The organism is Stenotrophomonas mori, assembly GCF_023556335.1.
Lineage (GTDB): Bacteria > Pseudomonadota > Gammaproteobacteria > Xanthomonadales > Xanthomonadaceae > Stenotrophomonas > Stenotrophomonas mori.
In genome coordinates this window covers 1,366,117-1,382,705 of record NZ_JAIKTS010000001.1, presented here as the reverse complement: position 1 = coordinate 1,382,705, position 16,589 = coordinate 1,366,117, and the positions used below count along the sequence as shown (strand labels likewise).

12 protein-coding genes are annotated in these 16,589 nt (G+C 70.1%); 10 read left to right on the top strand and 2 right to left on the bottom strand.

Annotated features, from left to right (window positions below):
• The first annotated feature begins 207 nt into the window (after positions 1-207).
• Entirely contained in the window at positions 208-1,110 is a 903-nt protein-coding gene (gene dapA, locus K5L01_RS06220) for a 4-hydroxy-tetrahydrodipicolinate synthase (protein WP_250062905.1), read from the top strand.
• A gap of 106 nt (positions 1,111-1,216) precedes the next feature.
• On the top strand, positions 1,217-2,500 hold the full coding sequence (locus tag K5L01_RS06215; protein ID WP_250062903.1) for an MFS transporter: 1,284 nt from the start codon (positions 1,217-1,219) through the stop codon (positions 2,498-2,500).
• 48 nt (positions 2,501-2,548) lie between these two features.
• Here K5L01_RS06215 and K5L01_RS06210 read toward each other — a convergent pair whose 3' ends face one another.
• On the bottom strand, positions 2,549-3,010 hold the full coding sequence (locus K5L01_RS06210; RefSeq protein ID WP_250062901.1) for a bacteriohemerythrin: 462 nt from the start codon (positions 3,008-3,010) through the stop codon (positions 2,549-2,551).
• 102 nt (positions 3,011-3,112) lie between these two features.
• Positions 3,113-4,405: an NAD(P)/FAD-dependent oxidoreductase gene (locus K5L01_RS06205; protein ID WP_425603835.1), complete on the bottom strand. Its 1,293-nt coding sequence runs from the start codon at positions 4,403-4,405 to the stop codon at positions 3,113-3,115.
• A gap of 171 nt (positions 4,406-4,576) precedes the next feature.
• Here K5L01_RS06205 and K5L01_RS06200 point away from each other — a divergent pair, with 171 nt between their 5' ends.
• From K5L01_RS06200 to K5L01_RS06165, 8 genes are all read left to right on the top strand, one after another.
• Positions 4,577-5,962 (top strand): glutamine synthetase family protein, encoded by a 1,386-nt coding sequence (locus K5L01_RS06200; RefSeq protein WP_250062899.1) that lies wholly within the window; start codon positions 4,577-4,579, stop codon positions 5,960-5,962.
• A 118-nt stretch (positions 5,963-6,080) separates the two neighbouring features.
• Positions 6,081-7,205: a polyamine ABC transporter substrate-binding protein gene (locus K5L01_RS06195; RefSeq protein WP_250062897.1), complete on the top strand. Its 1,125-nt coding sequence runs from the start codon at positions 6,081-6,083 to the stop codon at positions 7,203-7,205.
• An 83-nt stretch (positions 7,206-7,288) separates the two neighbouring features.
• Positions 7,289-8,419, top strand: coding sequence for an ABC transporter ATP-binding protein (locus K5L01_RS06190; protein WP_250062895.1), 1,131 nt, complete (start codon positions 7,289-7,291; stop codon positions 8,417-8,419).
• On the top strand, positions 8,416-9,342 hold the full coding sequence (locus K5L01_RS06185; protein ID WP_250062893.1) for an ABC transporter permease subunit: 927 nt from the start codon (positions 8,416-8,418) through the stop codon (positions 9,340-9,342). The genes K5L01_RS06190 and K5L01_RS06185 overlap by 4 nt, the downstream gene beginning before the upstream one ends.
• Positions 9,339-10,181 carry an ABC transporter permease subunit gene (locus K5L01_RS06180; RefSeq protein ID WP_250062891.1) on the top strand — a complete coding sequence of 281 codons (843 nt, stop codon included), beginning with the start codon at positions 9,339-9,341 and terminating at the stop codon, positions 10,179-10,181. Before K5L01_RS06185 ends, K5L01_RS06180 begins: the two co-directional genes overlap by 4 nt.
• 75 nt (positions 10,182-10,256) lie before the next feature.
• A complete protein-coding gene (locus K5L01_RS06175; protein WP_250062889.1) occupies positions 10,257-11,624 on the top strand; it encodes an NAD-dependent succinate-semialdehyde dehydrogenase in 1,368 nt (455 codons plus the stop codon).
• Positions 11,625-12,318: 694 nt separating this feature from the next.
• The gene (locus tag K5L01_RS06170; protein WP_250062887.1) at positions 12,319-15,135 is read left to right on the top strand and encodes a TonB-dependent receptor domain-containing protein; all 2,817 of its coding nucleotides are present in this window, start codon (positions 12,319-12,321) and stop codon (positions 15,133-15,135) included.
• A 99-nt stretch (positions 15,136-15,234) separates the two neighbouring features.
• Entirely contained in the window at positions 15,235-16,548 is a 1,314-nt protein-coding gene (locus K5L01_RS06165; RefSeq protein WP_250062885.1) for a M24 family metallopeptidase, read from the top strand.
• The last annotated feature ends 41 nt before the right edge of the window (positions 16,549-16,589 follow it).

Sequence of the window (16,589 nt, the reverse complement as noted above, 5' to 3'; positions counted from 1 at the left end):
CTCGTCGTTGCCCGGGGCGGCCATCGGCGCGGCGCTGCACGGCGCCAGCGCCGCGTCGGCTCCGGCTCCCGCCCGCACGGTTCCAGGGCCGTGAAGGGCGCGGCGGACGGACGATTGGTTATCAGTCCATTCCCGGAAAGCAGCAGACGGTGGGGCGGTTTTCGCGATTAGAATAAGGGTTTTCCCCTAAAGGCCTCAGGGATCGAGATGACCACTTCCAGCGCCCCCCTCCGCGGCAGCATCGTCGCGCTCGTCACGCCCATGCTCGAGGACGGCGGCGTCGACTACCCGGCGCTGCGGCGGCTGGTCGACTGGCACGTGGCCGAGGGCACCGACGGCATCGGCGTGGTCGGCACCACCGGCGAATCGCCCACGGTGGAGGTGGAAGAGCATTGCGAGATCATCCGGATCGCGGTGGAACAGGCGGCCGGGCGGGTGCCGGTGATGGCCGGCTGCGGCGGCAACTCCACCGCCGAGGCCATTGCCCTGGCGCGGTACGCGCGGACGGTCGGCGCCGACAGCCAGCTGCAGGTGGTGCCGTACTACAACAAGCCCGGCCAGGAGGGCCAGTACCGGCACTTCAGGGCCATCGCCGAGGCCACCGGCGACCTGCCGATCGTGCTCTACAACGTGCCCGGGCGCAGCGTGGCCGACCTGCAGCACGCCACGGTGCTGCGGCTGGCGCAGGTGCCGGGCATCGTCGGCATCAAGGAGGCCACCGGCAACCTGGAGCGGGCGCAGTGGCTGGTCCGCGAGCTGCCGGGCGACTTCGCGGTGTATTCCGGCGACGACGCCACCGCGGTGGCGCTGATGCTCTGTGGCGGCCACGGCAACGTCAGCGTGACCGCCAACGTGGCGCCGCGGTTGATGCACGCGCTGTGCGCGGCGGCGCTGGCCGGCGATGTCCGCGCGGCGATGGCGATCCAGCAGCGGCTGCTGCCGCTGCACCGGCAGCTGTTCGTCGAGGCCAACCCGATCCCGGTGAAGTGGGCCGTGCAGCGCCTGGGCCTGTGCGGGGGCACCCTGCGGCTGCCGATGACCGAACTGGAACCGGGCAACCACGCCGGGGTGGAAGCGGCCCTGCGCGGCGCCGGCCTGTTGCACGACTAGGCCGGCAGGCGCCGCGCGGGCGGCGCGATCGGTGTCGTCTGCAACCGGGCGCCGCGGCGCCCGGTGCGCATGGCAGACTGCGCGGGTTTCCCCCGCCACGCCGCCCATGCCTGCCACTGCTCCCGCTCCGATCAACTCCCCGCGCCGGGTGCTGGCCGCCAGCCTGGTCGGCACCACCATCGAATTCTTCGACTTCTACATCTATGCCACCGCCGCGGTGCTGGTGTTCCCGACGCTGTTCTTCCCGGACAGCAGCAGCAATGCGGCGCTGCTGCAATCGCTGGCCACCTTCGCGGTGGCGTTCATCGCGCGGCCGGTCGGGTCGGCGCTGTTCGGCCATTACGGCGACCGCATCGGCCGCAAGGCCACGCTGGTGGCGGCGCTGCTGACCATGGGCCTATCCACGGTGGCGATCGGACTGTTGCCGACCCATGCGCAGATCGGCCTGGCGGCCCCGCTGCTGCTGGCGCTGTGCCGGTTCGGCCAGGGCCTGGGGCTGGGCGGGGAGTGGGGCGGCGCGGTACTGCTGGCCACGGAGAACGCGCCGCCGGGCAAGCGCGCCTGGTACGGCATGTTCCCGCAGCTGGGGGCGCCGCTGGGCTTCCTGCTGTCGGCCGGGATCTTCCTGCTGCTGGACCGGGGCATGGACGACGCCGCCTTCCTGGCCTGGGGCTGGCGGGTGCCGTTCGTGGCCAGCGCGCTGCTGGTGGGCGTCGGCCTGTGGGTGCGGCTGAACATCCAGGAGACCCCGGACTTCCGCCGTGCGGTGGAAGGCGGGCAGCGGGTGCGCCTGCCGATGCGCGAGGTGGTCGCCGGGCATGGTTTCGCGCTGGTCGCCGGGACCCTGGCCGCGTTCGCGACCTTCGTGCTGTTCTACCTGATGACGGTGTTCACCCTCGGCCATGGCACCTCGGTGCTGGCCTACACGCGCGAGCAGTTCCTGCTGCTGCAGATGGTCGGCATCCTGTTCTTCGGCGCCGGCATCCCGCTGTCGGCGGTGCTGGGCGACCGCCACGGCACGGTCCCGGCGATGCTGCTGGCGACCGTGGCGATCTTCGTGTTCGGGCTGCTGTTCCAGCCGCTGTTCCAGGCCGCGCATCCGTGGCAGGTGCTGGGCTTCCTGTCCCTGGGGCTGTTCCTGATGGGGCTGACCTACGGGCCCTGCGGGACCATGCTGGCCAGCCTCTACCCGGTGCAGGTGCGCTATACCGGGGCGTCGCTGTCGTTCAACCTGGCCGGCATCCTCGGCGCGGCGCCGGCGCCGTATGCGGCGACCTGGCTGGCGGGCACCTACGGCATCGGCGCGGTCGGCGGCTACCTGTGCGCGACCGCGGTGGTCACCGCCCTGGCGCTGTGGGCGATCCAGCGCCGGACTGCCGCGCGGCCTTGATGCCGCGCGGCCCGAGCCCGGACTTGCAACCCCGTCGTCGGCGGCGGCTCAGCGGAACAGGCGCTTGAGCGTGCGTCCGAGCCAGCCGCCTTCCTCGTGTTCGCGGGCGAACTTGTCCAGGTGGTGCTTGACCTGCCCGGCGTAGGCCTTGTCGTCGCCGCGGATGTGGTTGAACAGCCAGCGCGAGAGCATGTTGCGCAGCTCGTCGGTGATGTCCTCGCCGGCCTCGAAGCGCATCCGGTATTCGGTGACCCGCTTGATGAACACTTCGTGCACGCGCTTGTGCGCGGCGCAGAAGGGGTAGCCGGCCTCCTCCATCAGCTCTTCCTCGAAGGCGAAGTGCGACATGGTGTAGTCGATCAGCTCGTTGATCACCTCGCCCACGGCGACCCGCTCCAGGTTCTTCTGGGTCACATGCAGGTGGTTGAGCATCTCCACGATCCGCATGTGCTGGCGGTCGATGACTTCCACGCCCGTGTTGAGATCGTCCTGCCAGACCAGAAGTGCCACCGTCGTTTCTCCAGATAGATGTGCCGTCGGTGGGCACTCTAGGCAGGGCGGCGGCGGGGTGCGTTGATCTGGATCAAAGGCCGCCACGGCGCGGTGGCGGCGTCACCACAGCAGGTCGCGCAGCCTGTACCAGGACATCGCCGCCACCAGCAGCGGGCGGCGCAGGGCTCGGCCCCCGGGGAAACGCCGGTGGCCGATGCGCGCGAACACGTCCAGCCGCTGCGCCTGCCCGGCGATGGCCTCGGCGAGGATGTCGCCGGCCAGCCCGCTGCTGGCCACGCCGTGGCCGCAGAAGCCCTGTGCGAAGTAGATGCTGGGGGCGAGCCGGCCCCAGTGCGGGGCGCGGTTGCGGGTGATGTCGATGGCGCCGCCCCAGACATGCTCCAGGGCCACGTCGGCCAACTGCGGGAACACCGCCCGCATGCGCCGCGCCAATGTCGCGCGCAGGCCGGGCGGCGGCAGCGCCGAGTAGCTGGCCAGGCCGCCGAACAGCAGGCGGTGGTCGCGGCTGAGGCGGAAGTAGTCCAGCGCCCAGTTCACGTCGGCCACGGCCATGCCGTTGCCGATCAGCGCGCGTGCGCGCTCGCTGCCCAGGGGCACGGTGGCGCCGATGTAGGTGCCCACCGGCAGCATCCGCGATTCCAGTTCCGGGGCGATGCCGTGCAGCCCGGCGTTGCCGGCCAGCACCACGAAATCGGCGTCGACCCGCCCCTGCGCGGTGAGCAGCGCAGGGCGTGGGCCGCGTTCCAGCCGCACCACCGGGGAGTGTTCGTGCAGGCGCACGCCGGCGGTTTCCGCCGCGCGCGCCAGCCCCCGGGCATAGGCCAGCGGATGCAGGTGGCCGGCGGCCGGATCGTAGAGCGCGCCGAGGTAGCGGTCGCTGGCCAGCACCTGCCGCAGGCGGTCGCGGTCCCACCAGTGCAGCGGGTAGCCATGGCGTGCGGCCATGTCGGCCTGCTCCGCCCGCAGCGCACGCACCTGGCGCCGGCGGAGCGCCACGCTGGCGTGGCCGTCGCGCCAGTCGCAGTCGATGCCGTGGCGCGCGATGCGCTGCTTGAGCCTGCGCAGGCCGTCGCGGGAGAAGTCGAACAGCCGGCCGGCGTCGGCCTCGCCGAGCAGCGCGCGCAGGCGCGCCGGATCGCAGCCATAGCCGACCAGGGCCTGGCCGCCGTTGCGGCCGGAGGCGCCGTCGCCGACCTGGCCGGCCTCCAGCACGGTCACCTGGAAGCCGCGCTCGGCCAGCGCCAGCGCCGCGGTCAATCCGGTGTAGCCGGCGCCGAGCACCGCCACGTCGGCGCGGCCGCGGCCGCGCAATGGCGGGCGTACCGCGGGCGGTGGCAGGCTGGTCGTGTACCAGCTCGGGGCAGAGGGGGCACGGGGAGCGTCCACGGGCATCGGGGAGGGCAGCGGCCGGCCTTCCAGTCTACGCACCGGCGGTCGCCGCAGGCCGGCGCGCGGTTGCCTGAATGCCGGTGCAGGCGGTAGCGTGCCGGCATGCCCCGCCGCCGGGGCCGGGTTCCAGCGCCGGTGCGGGGCGGCATCCGTTTTCCGCCAGGTCCCCGCGCCATGCCGCCACGCCCGCGTCCCCGCCGAACCGCCACCGCCCAGGAGGACAGCGCGCTGCTGCGCTGGCTCAGGCAGCGCAACATCACCGAGGTCGAGTGCCTGGTGCCGGACATCACCGGCAACGCGCGCGGCAAGATCATCCCGGCCGACAAGTTCAGCCACGACTACGGCACGCGCCTGCCCGAAGGCATCTTCGCCACCACGGTCACCGGCGACTTCCCCGACGACTACTACGAACTGGTGGCGCCGGCGGACGCGGACATGGTGTTGCGTCCGGACCCGGAGACCGTGCGCATGGTGCCGTGGGCGACCGATCCCACCGCGCAGATCATCCATGACTGCTATACCCGCGACGGGCAGCCGCACGAGCTGGCACCGCGCAACGTGCTGCGGCGGGTGCTGGCGGCCTACGAAGAGCGGGGGCTGAAGCCGATCGTGGCGCCGGAGGTGGAATTCTTCCTGGTGCAGAAGAACACCGACCCGGACTTCCCGCTGCTGCCGCCGGCGGGCCGTTCCGGCCGTCCGGAGACCGCGCGCCAGTCGTATTCGATCGACGCGGTCAACGAGTTCGATCCCATCCTCGACCTGATGTACGACTACTGCGATGCGATGAAGCTGGACGTGGACACGCTGATCCACGAATCCGGCGCGGCGCAGCTGGAAGTGAACTTCACCCATGCCGACGCGATGGCGCTGGCCGACCAGGTGTTCCTGTTCAAGCGCACCATGCGCGAGGCGGCGATGCGCCATGGCGTGTACGCCACCTTCCTGGCCAAGCCGATGGAGACCGAGCCGGGCAGCGCCATGCACATCCACCAGAGCCTGCTGCGCACCCGCGACGGGGCAAACGTGTTCGCCGGCGCGGGCGAGGGCGACTACAGCGCGCTGTTCATGCACTACCTGGGCGGCCTGCAGGCGTATGTGCCGATGGCGATGGCGTTCTTCGCGCCCAACGTCAACTCCTACCGCCGGCTGGTGTTCGGCGAGGTCTCGCCCAGCAACGTGGAATGGGGCTTCGACAACCGCACCTGCGGCCTGCGGGTGCCCATCGACAGCCTGGAGAACAGCCGCGTGGAAAGCCGCTTTGCCGGCTCCGACGCCAACCCCTACCTGGCGATGGCCGCGACCCTGGCCTGCGGCCTGCTGGGCATCGAAGAGCGGCGCACGCCGGGCGCGCCGGTGGACGGCAACGCCAAGGCGCCGGGCTACACCCTGGTGCGCTCGCTGGGCGAGGCGCTGGACGGGCTGGAACGCTGCCAACCGCTGCAGGCCTTGCTGGGGCCGCGCTTCTGCCGTGCGTACGTGTCGGTCAAGCGCAAGGAGTACGAGACCTTTTTCCGCGTCATCAGCTCCTGGGAGCGCGAGTTCCTGCTGCTCAACGTCTGAACCGGCGCCGCGGCGGGCGAGGGCCGCCCGCGGTCCCGCACCGCCGGTGCATGGGACAATGCCGTGGCGGCCGGCCCGTCCGGCCGCCCTCCGCTCCCGGATCATCAATGGAGAGTCCATGAATCTGCGCATCCCGACCGTCGCGGTCGCCCTGTCCCTGCTGGCTGCCTGCAGTGGCGAGAACGCCGGTGGCCCGCGTGCCGGCGAGGGCGAGGCCAGGGTCCTGAACGTCTACAACTACTCGGACTACATCGCCGCGGACACGCTGCCGGGGTTCGAGAAGGCGACCGGGATCCGGGTGACCTACGACGTGTTCGACAGCGACGAGATGCTGGAGGCCAAGCTGCTGGCCGGCGGCAGCGGCTACGACGTCGTGGTGCCGACGCTGAACTTCTTCGGGCGGCAGATCCAGGCCGGGGTGTTCCAGCCGCTGGACAAGGGCCGGATCCCGAACCTGGGCAACCTGGACCCGGACATGATGGCGCGGATCGCCGGCCAGGACCCGGACAACCGCTACGGCGTGCCGTACATGATCGGCACCACCGGGATCGGCTACAACGTGGCCAAGCTCAAGGAGCGCTTCGGCGGCAGCGACGCCATCGCCCGCAGCTGGGACCTGGTGTTCAAGCCGGAGAACATCGCCAGGATGAAGGACTGCGGCGTCACCCTGCTGGACACCCCGGCGGACATGATTCCCATCGCCCTGCATTACCTGGGCGAGGATCCGCACAGTGCCGAGCCGGCGGCGCTGCGCCGGGCCGCCGACCTGCTGCTGGCGATCCGCCCCTACGTGCAGAACTTCCACTCCAGCCAGTACGTCGGCTCGCTGGCCAGCGGCGGCACCTGCCTGGTGGTGGGCTGGTCGGGCGACATCATCCAGGCCCGCGACCGGGCCGCCGAGGCGCGCAACGGCGTGCAGGTGGCCTATTCGATCCCGGAGGAGGGCGCGCCGCAGTGGTTCGACATGCTGGCGATCCCGAAGGACGCCGCGCATCCGGACAATGCGCACGCGTTCATTAACTACCTGCTCGAACCGCAGGTGGCGGCCGGCAACACCAACCTCACCCACTATGCCAATCCGGTGCGCCCGGCCACGCCGCTGGTGGACGCGGCGATCCGCGACGACGCCACCATCTATCCGCCCGAAGCGGTGGCCGCGAAGATGTTCACCTACGCGATCAACCCGCCGGACGTGGACCGGCAGTACACGCGGCTGTGGGGCGAGATCAAGCGCGGACGCTAGGCCGCGGCGCCGGCGCGGGTGCCGCCGCGGGAACCGGCGACTACACTACGCGCGTTCGACCGTCCCCCCTTTCGGAGCGTTCCATGCCCGTCGACGCCATGCCGGAGGCCCTTGCCGTACCGCCGGGTAGCGGCTACCTGTCCATCCGCGGCCTGCGCAAGGAGTTCGACGGCGTGGTCGCGGTCGACGACGTCGACCTGGATGTGCGCAAGGGCGAGATCTTCGCGCTGCTCGGCGGCTCGGGCAGCGGCAAGTCGACCCTGCTGCGGTGCCTGGCCGGCTTCGAGACGCCCACCCGCGGGGCGATCGTGCTCGATGGCCAGGCGATCACCGCGCTGCCGCCGTACCGGCGGCCGATCAACATGATGTTCCAGTCCTATGCGCTGTTCCCGCACATGACCGTGGAGCAGAACATCGCCTTCGGCCTCAAGCAGGACGGCCTGGCCCGGGACGCCATCGCCCAGCGCGTCGGCGAGATGCTGGAACGGGTGCAGCTGCAGGGGCTGGGCAAGCGCCGCCCGCACCAGCTCTCCGGCGGACAGCAGCAGCGCGTGGCGCTGGCGCGCTCGCTGGCCAAGGGGCCGAAGCTGCTGCTGCTGGACGAGCCGATGGGCGCGCTGGACAAGAAGCTGCGCGCGCGGATGCAGCTGGAGCTGGTCGACATCATCGAGCAGTCGGGGGTGACCTGCGTGATGGTCACCCACGACCAGGAGGAGGCGATGAGCATGGCCACCCGCATCGCGGTGATGGACCAGGGCTGGATCCAGCAGACCGGCAGGCCGGACGACATCTACGAGCAGCCGGCCAACCGCTTCGTCGCCGGCTTCATCGGCTCGGTGAACCTGTTCGAGGGCACGATCGACGAAGACCTGCCCGGGCGGGCGACCGTGCGCACGCCCGACTTCCCGGCGCCGATCCACATCGGCCACGGCATCACCGGCTACGAAGGCCAGCCGGTGGCGTTCGCGCTGCGGCCGGAGAAGGTGCACATCGCCAAGCAGGAGCCCGGGGGCGATGCCAACAAGGCGCGCGGGGTGGTCGAGGACATCGCCTATTTTGGCAGCCACTCGGTCTACCACGTGCGCCTGCCCAGCGGTGCCAAGGTGCTGGCCAACTTCGCCAACATGAAGCGCTGGGACAGCGACGGCATCACCTGGAACGACGAGGTCTGGGTGTCCTGGGGCGACAGCGACGGCGTGGTGCTGGGCGGATGAGCGCGCCGCGTCCCGGGCGCGCCGGCCGGCGGCGCAGGTGGCCGGGAGTGCGCGCCGCGGTGGCCGGCGTGCCCTACCTGTGGCTGCTGCTGTTCTTCGCCGTGCCGTTCCTGATCGTGCTGAAGATCTCCTTCGCCGGCGCATCGGTGGCGATGCCGCCGTACTCGCCGCTCGTCACCCACGTGGACAGGGTGCTGCGCATCGATCTGGAACTGGGCAACTATGTGCAGCTGTTCAGCGACAGCCAGTACCTGCTGGCCTACCTGGGCTCGGTCCGGATCGCGGCGGTCTCGACCCTGCTGGCGCTGCTCATCGGCTACCCGATGGCATACGCCATCGCGCGCCTGCCGCCGTCCTCGCGGAGCATCGCGATGATGCTGGTGGTGCTGCCTTCCTGGACCTCGTTCCTGATCCGGGTCTATGCCTGGATCGGCCTGCTGGACAGCAATGGCCTGCTCAACCGCGCGCTGCTGGGCGCGGGCCTGATCGACGCGCCGCTGCGGATCCTGTACACGCCGCTGGCAGCCCACATCGGCATCGTCTACTGCTACCTGCCGTTCATGGTGCTGCCGCTGTACGCCAACCTGGTGCGCCACGACCGGCGCCTGCTGGAAGCGGCCTACGACCTGGGGGCGGGCCCGTGGCGGGCCTTCGCGCGGGTCACCCTGCCGCTGTCGCGCAACGGCATCGTCGCCGGCTGCCTGCTGGTGATGATCCCGGCGGTGGGCGAGTTCGTGATTCCGGAAATGCTCGGCGGCCCCGGCACGCCGATGATCGGCCGGGTGCTGTGGAGCGAGTTCTTCGGCAGCCGCGACTGGCCGCTGGCCTCGGCGATGGCGATCGTGATGCTGCTGTTGCTGCTGGTTCCGATCCTGCTCTTCAACCGCTCGCGGCAGCGCGCGCTGGACGGGGGCGGGGCATGAGCGCGGCACGCCACCGTTGGCTGCGCTGGGCCGCACTGGTGCCCGGCTTCGCGTTCCTGTACCTGCCGATCCTGCTGCTGGTGCTGTACTCGTTCAACGCCTCGCGGCTGGCCACGGTGTGGGCGGGCTTCTCCCTGCGCGGGTACATGGAGCTGGCCGGCGACCGGCAGCTGCTGCAGGCGGCCTGGGTCAGCATCAAGCTCGCGTTCTGGACCGCGACCGCGGCGGTGGTGCTGGGCACCCTGGCGGCGCTGGCACTGGAGCGCGTCCGCCGGTTCCCGGGGAAGACCGTCTTCGCGGTGCTGGTGACCGCGCCGCTGGTGATGCCGGAGGTGATCATCGGCCTGTCGATCCTGCTGATGCTGGGGTCGCTGGGCAGCCTGCTCGGGCTGCCGTCGAAGGGGCTGGTGGCGATCTGGATCGCGCATGTCACCTTCACCCTGTCCTTCGTCACCGTGGTGGTGGCCTCGCGCCTGCGCGAGCTGGACCGCTCGCTGGAGGAAGCGGCCATGGACCTGGGGGCCAACCGGGTCCGGGTGTTCTTCCTGATCACCCTGCCGATCATCGCCCCGGCGCTGCTGTCCGGCTGGCTGCTGGCGTTCACCCTGTCGCTGGACGACGTGGTGATCGCCAGTTTCGTGGCCGGCCCGAACTCGACCACCCTGCCGATGAAGATCTTCGCCTCGGTGCGGATGGGGGTGAGCCCGAAGATCAATGCACTGGCGACGCTGATGGTGCTGGCGGTATCGGCGGTGGCCTTCGGGGTGGGCTGGATGTCGCTGCGCGCGGAGCGGCGGCGCCGGCGCGACCTGCAGCTGGCACTGCAGGCGCGGGACTGAGCGGCGGCGCCGGTAACGCCGGCATGACGGTCCGGGGGGTACGCTGGGGGCCTTGTTGCATACGGGTCTACCGCCATGGCGTCGTACCAGATATCCAATCCCTTCACCGGCCAGGCCGAGCGCACGGTCGAGCTCATGCACTCGGCCGACATCGAGCGCCGGCTGGCCGCCGCCGAGGCGGCATTCCCGGCCTGGTCGGAGGCGACGCTGGCGCAGCGCGGCACGTGGCTGCGCCGGGTGGCGGCCGGGCTGCGCGCGCGCGCCGAGGAACTCCAGCGCACGATGACCCGCGAAATGGGCAAGCTGCGGCGGGAAGCGCTGGCGGAGATCGAGAAAAGCGCGGCGGTCTGCGAGTACTACGCCGCGCATGCCGGCGACTACCTGCAGCCGCAGCCGATCCCAACCGAGGCGCAGCGCAGCTACGTGGTCTACCAGCCCATCGGCTGCGTGCTGGCGGTGATGCCGTGGAACTTCCCTGTCTGGCAGGTGTTCCGGTTCCTGGCACCGTCGCTGATGGCCGGCAACGTGGCGCTGCTCAAACACGCCAGCAACGTGCCGGGCTGCGCCGACCTGATCGCCGCGGTGCTGGCCGACGCCGGCGTGCCGGAGGGGGTGTTCGACGTGCTGCACATCGACAACGACCAGGCCGCCGAGGTGCTGCGCGACCGCCGGATCAAGGCGGTCACACTCACCGGCAGCGAGCGGGCCGGGCGCGCGATCGCCAGCAACGCCGGCGACCAGCTCAAGAAATGCGTGATGGAACTGGGCGGCAGCGACGCTTTCGTGGTGCTGGAGGACGCCGACCTGGACGCGGCGGTCGCCGCGGCGGTGGCCTCGCGCTTCGACAACGCCGGGCAGACCTGCATCGCCGCCAAGCGCTTCGTGGTGGTGGAGGCCATCGCCGACGCCTTCGTGCAGCGCTTCCTCGCGGCGGCCAGGGAGCGGGTGCCGGGTGATCCGCAGGACGCGGCCACCACGCTGGCGCCGATGGCCAGGAGCGACCTGCGCGACGAACTGCACCGGCAGGTGCGCGAGAGCATCGACCAGGGCGCGCGGCCGCTGCTGGGCTGCGCCCCGCTCGCCGACAGCCCGGCCGGCTATCCGGCCTCGATCCTGGACCACGTCGCGCCGGGCATGCCGGCCTATGCGCAGGAGCTGTTCGGGCCGGTAGCGGCGATCGTGCGGGTGAAGGACGAGGCCGAGGCGGTGCGGGTGGCCAACGACACCGACTATGGCCTGGGCGGCAGCGTGTGGACGCGCGACACCGCCCGCGGCGAGCGGGTCGCGGCGCGGCTGGTGTGCGGTGCCGCTTTCGTCAACGCGGTGGTCAAGAGCGATGCGCGGCTGCCGTTCGGCGGTACCAAGCGTTCCGGCTTCGGCCGCGAGCTGGCCGAGCACGGCATCCGCGAGTTCATGAACACCAAGACCGTCTATATCGCCTGAGCCGCATCCGCGGCGCCGCCCGGAGCGGGGACCGGGCCGGGGACGCCGCCGCATGCGGCCGCACGGCGGGGTGGGGCGCCACGGCAGCGGCCGGGCGTACGGGCGCGGCGTGCCCGCGGCGGCCCGCGTGTATTGCAGTGCAATATGCCGAAGTCGTCAGGGCGCGGAGCGCATTGCCCGGGGAGCGGGAAAAACGTTGCATTTGATACCTATCGGGGCGATCCACGGGCAATCCGCCGGCAAGTGATCGGAATTCCGGAATTGTGCCAATATCGGCATGTCGCTCGGTAAATTGCATCAAGACGATCGTTGCGGCGGATCCATACAGTCATGGTGCAGTTGCGGTTGCCCAGAGGTTGCTGGATGCCACCCACTGTCGTCCGCTTTTGGAGAGGAGCGGATGAAAGTGCTTCAAGGCACGGACGCGCGCATGGATATGTAGACCTTCGATTCGGAGTGTTGGATTCTTGCGTTGCGCTGGAAACAGAATTGATCGACTTGCCGGCTGGCCGGCTTCTTGCAGTACCCATTGCAGTACCCACTCGGAGAACGGTGATGCCACGGCATGCACCGGCCGGGATCCAACACCCGTGGCAGGAGTTCCTTTAGTTCCTTTCACTGGTATGGGGAAATCACCATGGCGTCGCTCGTTGGCAATACGCTTGCAAGTTCGGTATCCGTAATTCTGTCGACAATGGCTCTGGCCCTGCCGGTATCGGCCCAGGAAGCCGACGGCGACAAGCCCGTGACACTCAATTCGGTCGAAGTGACCGGCTCGCGCATCAAGGGCGCCGACATGGCGACCCAGGTGCCGGTGCTGGCGATCACCGGCGAAGACCTGGCGGCCACCGGCCTGACCAGTGTCGGCGACATCCTGCAGCAGCTCAGCTCGTCCGGCTCGGCGCTCAACACCAAGTTCAGCAACGCCGGCAACTTCGGCTTCCCGCCGGACGGCTCCGGCGTCGGCTCCGGCTCGGCGACGCTGGACCTGCGCCACCTGGGCTCGGGCCGCGTGCTGGTGCTGGTGGACGGCGTGCGCTGGGTCAATGAAAGCTCGGCGTCGGGCGTGTCCGGCTCGGTCGACCTCAACACCATCCCGGCCAGCATCATCGACCGCATCGAGATCCTGCAGGACGGCGCATCGGCGCTGTACGGCTCCGACGCGATCGCCGGCGTGCTCAACATCATCACCAAGCGCAAGCAGGACGGGGTGTCGATCAACAGTTACTGGGGCACCTATCCCAGCCTGAACGGCGGTACCACGACCCAGAACAACATTTCCTTCGGCAACTCCAGCGACAAGCTGGACCTGTTCGCCGACGTCAGCTATGTCACCCAGAAGGCCATGCACACGCGCGAGTGGGCCCGTGCCGCCAACGAGTGCATCCCCGGCACCGGCCTGGCCAACTGCAGCGCTTCCAGCCCCTACGGCCGCTTCCGCTTCGTCGATCCGAACACCGGGGTCGCGCGCGACCTGACCCTCAACCGCGACGCCGCCCCCGGCGTACCCAACTACGCCGGCGACTTCCACGACTTCACCAACGCCGACCGCTACAACTACGGTCCGGACAACAAGCTGCTCACCCCCAGCAACCGCGGTGCGATCTTCGTCAGTGCGCGCTACGCGGTGACACCGAGCACCACCTGGTACATCCGCGGCCTGTACAACAACCGCCGTTCGCGCAGCGAGGCCGCCGCGCAGTCGCTGGGCTTCGGGCCGAGCGGCAACACGATGGCGACCACCATCTCACTGGCGCAGGACAACATCTACAACCCGTTCGGCTTCGCCCTGGATCCGCAGACCAACCTGATCTCGGTCAACCGCCGGGTGGTGGAGGCGGGCAACCGGGTGTTCGAGCAGGATGTGGACACCTACACCCTCAACACCGGCTTCGAGGGCTCGTTCGGCTTCCGTGACCGCAGCTACTACTGGGACGTGAACGCGGGCTTCGGCAACAACCGCGCCAGCCAGCGGGTCACCGGCACCATGAACATGACCCACGTCAAGAAGGCGGTCGGCTCGCCGTCCGGCTGCCTGGCGATCGAAGGCTGCGTGCCGCTGAACCTGTGGGGTGCGCCGGGCTCGATCACCCAGGAAATGCTCGACTACATCCTGTTCGTGGAGCACGACCGCAGCCAGAACAAGATCAAGGCACTGTCGGCCAACCTGTCCGGTTCGCTGTTCACCCTGCCCGCGGGCGACGTGAACTTCGCGACCGGCATCGAGTCGCGCGACTACTTCGGCTCCTACGAGCCGGATGCGCTGATCGTGTCGGGCGAATCCAACAACGTGCCTTCGCAGCCGACGCGCGGCCGCTACGACATCCGCGAGGCCTACCTGGAGTTGAACGCGCCGCTGCTGGCCGACATCCCCGGCATCCGCGCGCTGGACCTGTCGCTGGCCAGCCGGTTCTCGGACTACTCGACCTTCGGCAACACCACCAACAGCAAGGTGGGCCTGCGTTGGCAGGTGTTCGACGACCTGACCCTGCGCAGCACCTGGGCGCAGGGCTTCCGGGCGCCGTCGATCGGCGAGGTCTACGGGGCCATGTCGCGCTTCGACGCCACCATCCAGGACCCGTGCTCGGCCGACGCGCCGGGGTTTGCCGGGGTCGCCGCCAAGTGCGCGGCGCTGGGCGTGCCGAACGGCTATGTGCAGAGTGGCCGCCAGGTCGGCGTGCAGACCGGCGGCAACGAGGCGCTCAAGCCCGAGGAGTCCACCAGCCTGACCATCGGTGCGGTGTACAGCCCGAGCTGGGCGCAGAACGTGGGCTGGGCCGACCGCATGGACATCACCCTCGGCTACTACCGGATCAAGCTGGACGGCGCGATCCAGGCGCTGGACGCCCAGACCCGGCTGAACCGCTGCGTCGCCGCCGGCGACCCGAACGCGGCCGCCTGCGAGAACATCGTGCGCAGCCGTACCGGTGACTTCGCGCAGTTCGACAACCTGTTGCTCAACCTGGGCTCGATCAAGACCAGCGGCTACGACTTCGGCGTGAACTGGATGGGCCCGGAGTCCGCCTATGGCCGCTTCAAGGTCAACCTGCAGGGCACCTACGTGGCCGAGTACGAGGCGATCGACGCCAACGGCCGGGTCGAGCCGCGCACGGTGGGCGTGGAGCTCAACAACACCGGCATGCCGCGGTTGACGGCCAACATGCGGGTGGGCTGGGCGCTGAAGGCCTGGGACGTGGACACCACGTTCCGCTACATCAGCCGGATGAAGGAGAGCTGCGCGGGGGCGGCCGGCTTCCCGATCTGCAACAGCGCGTCCAAGGCCCCGAACCGGCCCAACGGCACCCACGTGCTGGGACGCACGGTCTACCAGGACCTGCGCGCCAGCTGGAAGCTGCCGATCACCCTGGACATGACCGTGTCGGCCGGCATCAACAACCTGTGGGACAAGGAACCGCCGGTGTGCGTGTCCTGCTCGCTCAACGGCTTCGATGCGTCGACCCACGATCTTCCGGGCCGGTTCTTCTACGCGCAGGCCGGAATCGCGTTCTGACCGGCAACGGCCAGGACGATGGCGCGCGGCCCGTGACCGGGCCGCGCCGCCGCTGCCGGCGCACCCGCCGGACAACGTACACAACGGGAGCAAGCAACGATGTCGACGAATGATTCCTTCAACAGCGGGCGCCGCGGTTTCCTGCGCGCCGGCACCCTGGCCGGCGTGGCCGCGCTGCCGGCGGCGATGATCGGCAGCGCGTGCGCGGGGCCGGCCGCCGAAACCGCGGCCACCGGGGATGACGCACTGCCCGAGTCGATCCGTGCACTGGAGTCGGTCGCGCACCGGGTGGTGCCGATCACGGTGGACGAACGCCGCGAGCGGCTGGCGCGGGCACAGCAGCTGATGGAGGCGTCCGGCATCGATGCGATGTTCATCGGCGCCGGCAGCTCGCTGGTGTACTTCACCGGCATCCGCTGGGGCAACAGCGAGCGCCTGACCGGCATGGTGCTCACGCGCAGCGGCGATCCGGTCTACGTGACGCCGGAGTTCGAGCGCGAGCGCACCCTGGAGCAGATCACCTTCGGCCATGACGTGCGCGGCTGGCACGAGGACGAGGACCCCTACCGGCTGGTCGCACAGGTGGTGCGCGAGCGCGGCGTGGGCACCGGCACCCTGGCGATGGAGGAAATGGTGCCGTTCTTCCGTTCCAAGGGCATCGCCGACGCACTGCCGCAGATGAAGGTGGTCGATGCCTGGCCGGTCACCGCGGGCTGCCGGCGGATCAAGAGCGCGGCCGAGATCGCGCTGATGCGGCTGGCCAACGAGAACACGCTCAAGGTCTACGAGGCGGTGTGGCGCGCGCTGAAGCCGGGCATGAGCGAGAAGTCGATCTCCGGCCTGATCGGCACCGCCTACGCACGCACCGGCCTGCAGGGCGGGGCCAGCGTCAACGTCGGCAAGTACACCGCCTCCCCGCACGGGTCGCTGGCCCCGCAGACCCTGGTGGAGGGGACGCCGATCATCTTCGACGGCGGCTGCCGCGCCGACGGCTACACCAGCGACATCACCCGCACGGTGGTCGTCGGCGAGCCCAACGACAGCATCCGCAAGGTGTTCGACATCGTGCTGGAGGCGCAGAACGCGGCGCTGGCGGCCGCGCGTCCCGGCGTGGCGATGGGCGCGCTGGACGCGGCGGCGCGCAAGGTCATCTCCGACGCCGGCTACGGCCCGGACTACCGGTACTTCACCCATCGCCTGGGCCATGGCATCGGCCTGGACATGCACGAGTGGGACTACCTGGTGCGCGGCAACCAGCACCTGCTGGAACCGGGCATGACCTTCAGCAACGAGCCGGGCATCTACATCGAGGGCCAGTTCGGCGTGCGCCTGGAGGACATCCTGTATGTCACCGAGGACGGCGCCGGACTGATGACGCCGCAGAGCCCTTCGATCGACCAGCCGTTCGGCTGATCGCGGGCGTCACCCGCAGCAGGCGTACGCCGGAGGCCGCA

Coding starts and splice junctions, on each gene's coding strand:
- K5L01_RS06170 (WP_250062887.1), top strand. CDS start 12,319: ATGGCTCTGGCCCTGCCGGTATCGGCCCAGGAAGCCGACGGCGACAAG.
- K5L01_RS06200 (WP_250062899.1), top strand. CDS start 4,577: ATGCCGCCACGCCCGCGTCCCCGCCGAACCGCCACCGCCCAGGAGGAC.
- K5L01_RS06165 (WP_250062885.1), top strand. CDS start 15,235: ATGTCGACGAATGATTCCTTCAACAGCGGGCGCCGCGGTTTCCTGCGC.
- K5L01_RS06215 (WP_250062903.1), top strand. CDS start 1,217: ATGCCTGCCACTGCTCCCGCTCCGATCAACTCCCCGCGCCGGGTGCTG.
- K5L01_RS06190 (WP_250062895.1), top strand. CDS start 7,289: ATGCCCGTCGACGCCATGCCGGAGGCCCTTGCCGTACCGCCGGGTAGC.
- dapA (WP_250062905.1), top strand. CDS start 208: ATGACCACTTCCAGCGCCCCCCTCCGCGGCAGCATCGTCGCGCTCGTC.
- K5L01_RS06205 (WP_425603835.1), bottom strand. CDS start 4,405: ATGCCCGTGGACGCTCCCCGTGCCCCCTCTGCCCCGAGCTGGTACACG.
- K5L01_RS06195 (WP_250062897.1), top strand. CDS start 6,081: ATGAATCTGCGCATCCCGACCGTCGCGGTCGCCCTGTCCCTGCTGGCT.
- K5L01_RS06180 (WP_250062891.1), top strand. CDS start 9,339: ATGAGCGCGGCACGCCACCGTTGGCTGCGCTGGGCCGCACTGGTGCCC.
- K5L01_RS06175 (WP_250062889.1), top strand. CDS start 10,257: ATGGCGTCGTACCAGATATCCAATCCCTTCACCGGCCAGGCCGAGCGC.
- K5L01_RS06185 (WP_250062893.1), top strand. CDS start 8,416: ATGAGCGCGCCGCGTCCCGGGCGCGCCGGCCGGCGGCGCAGGTGGCCG.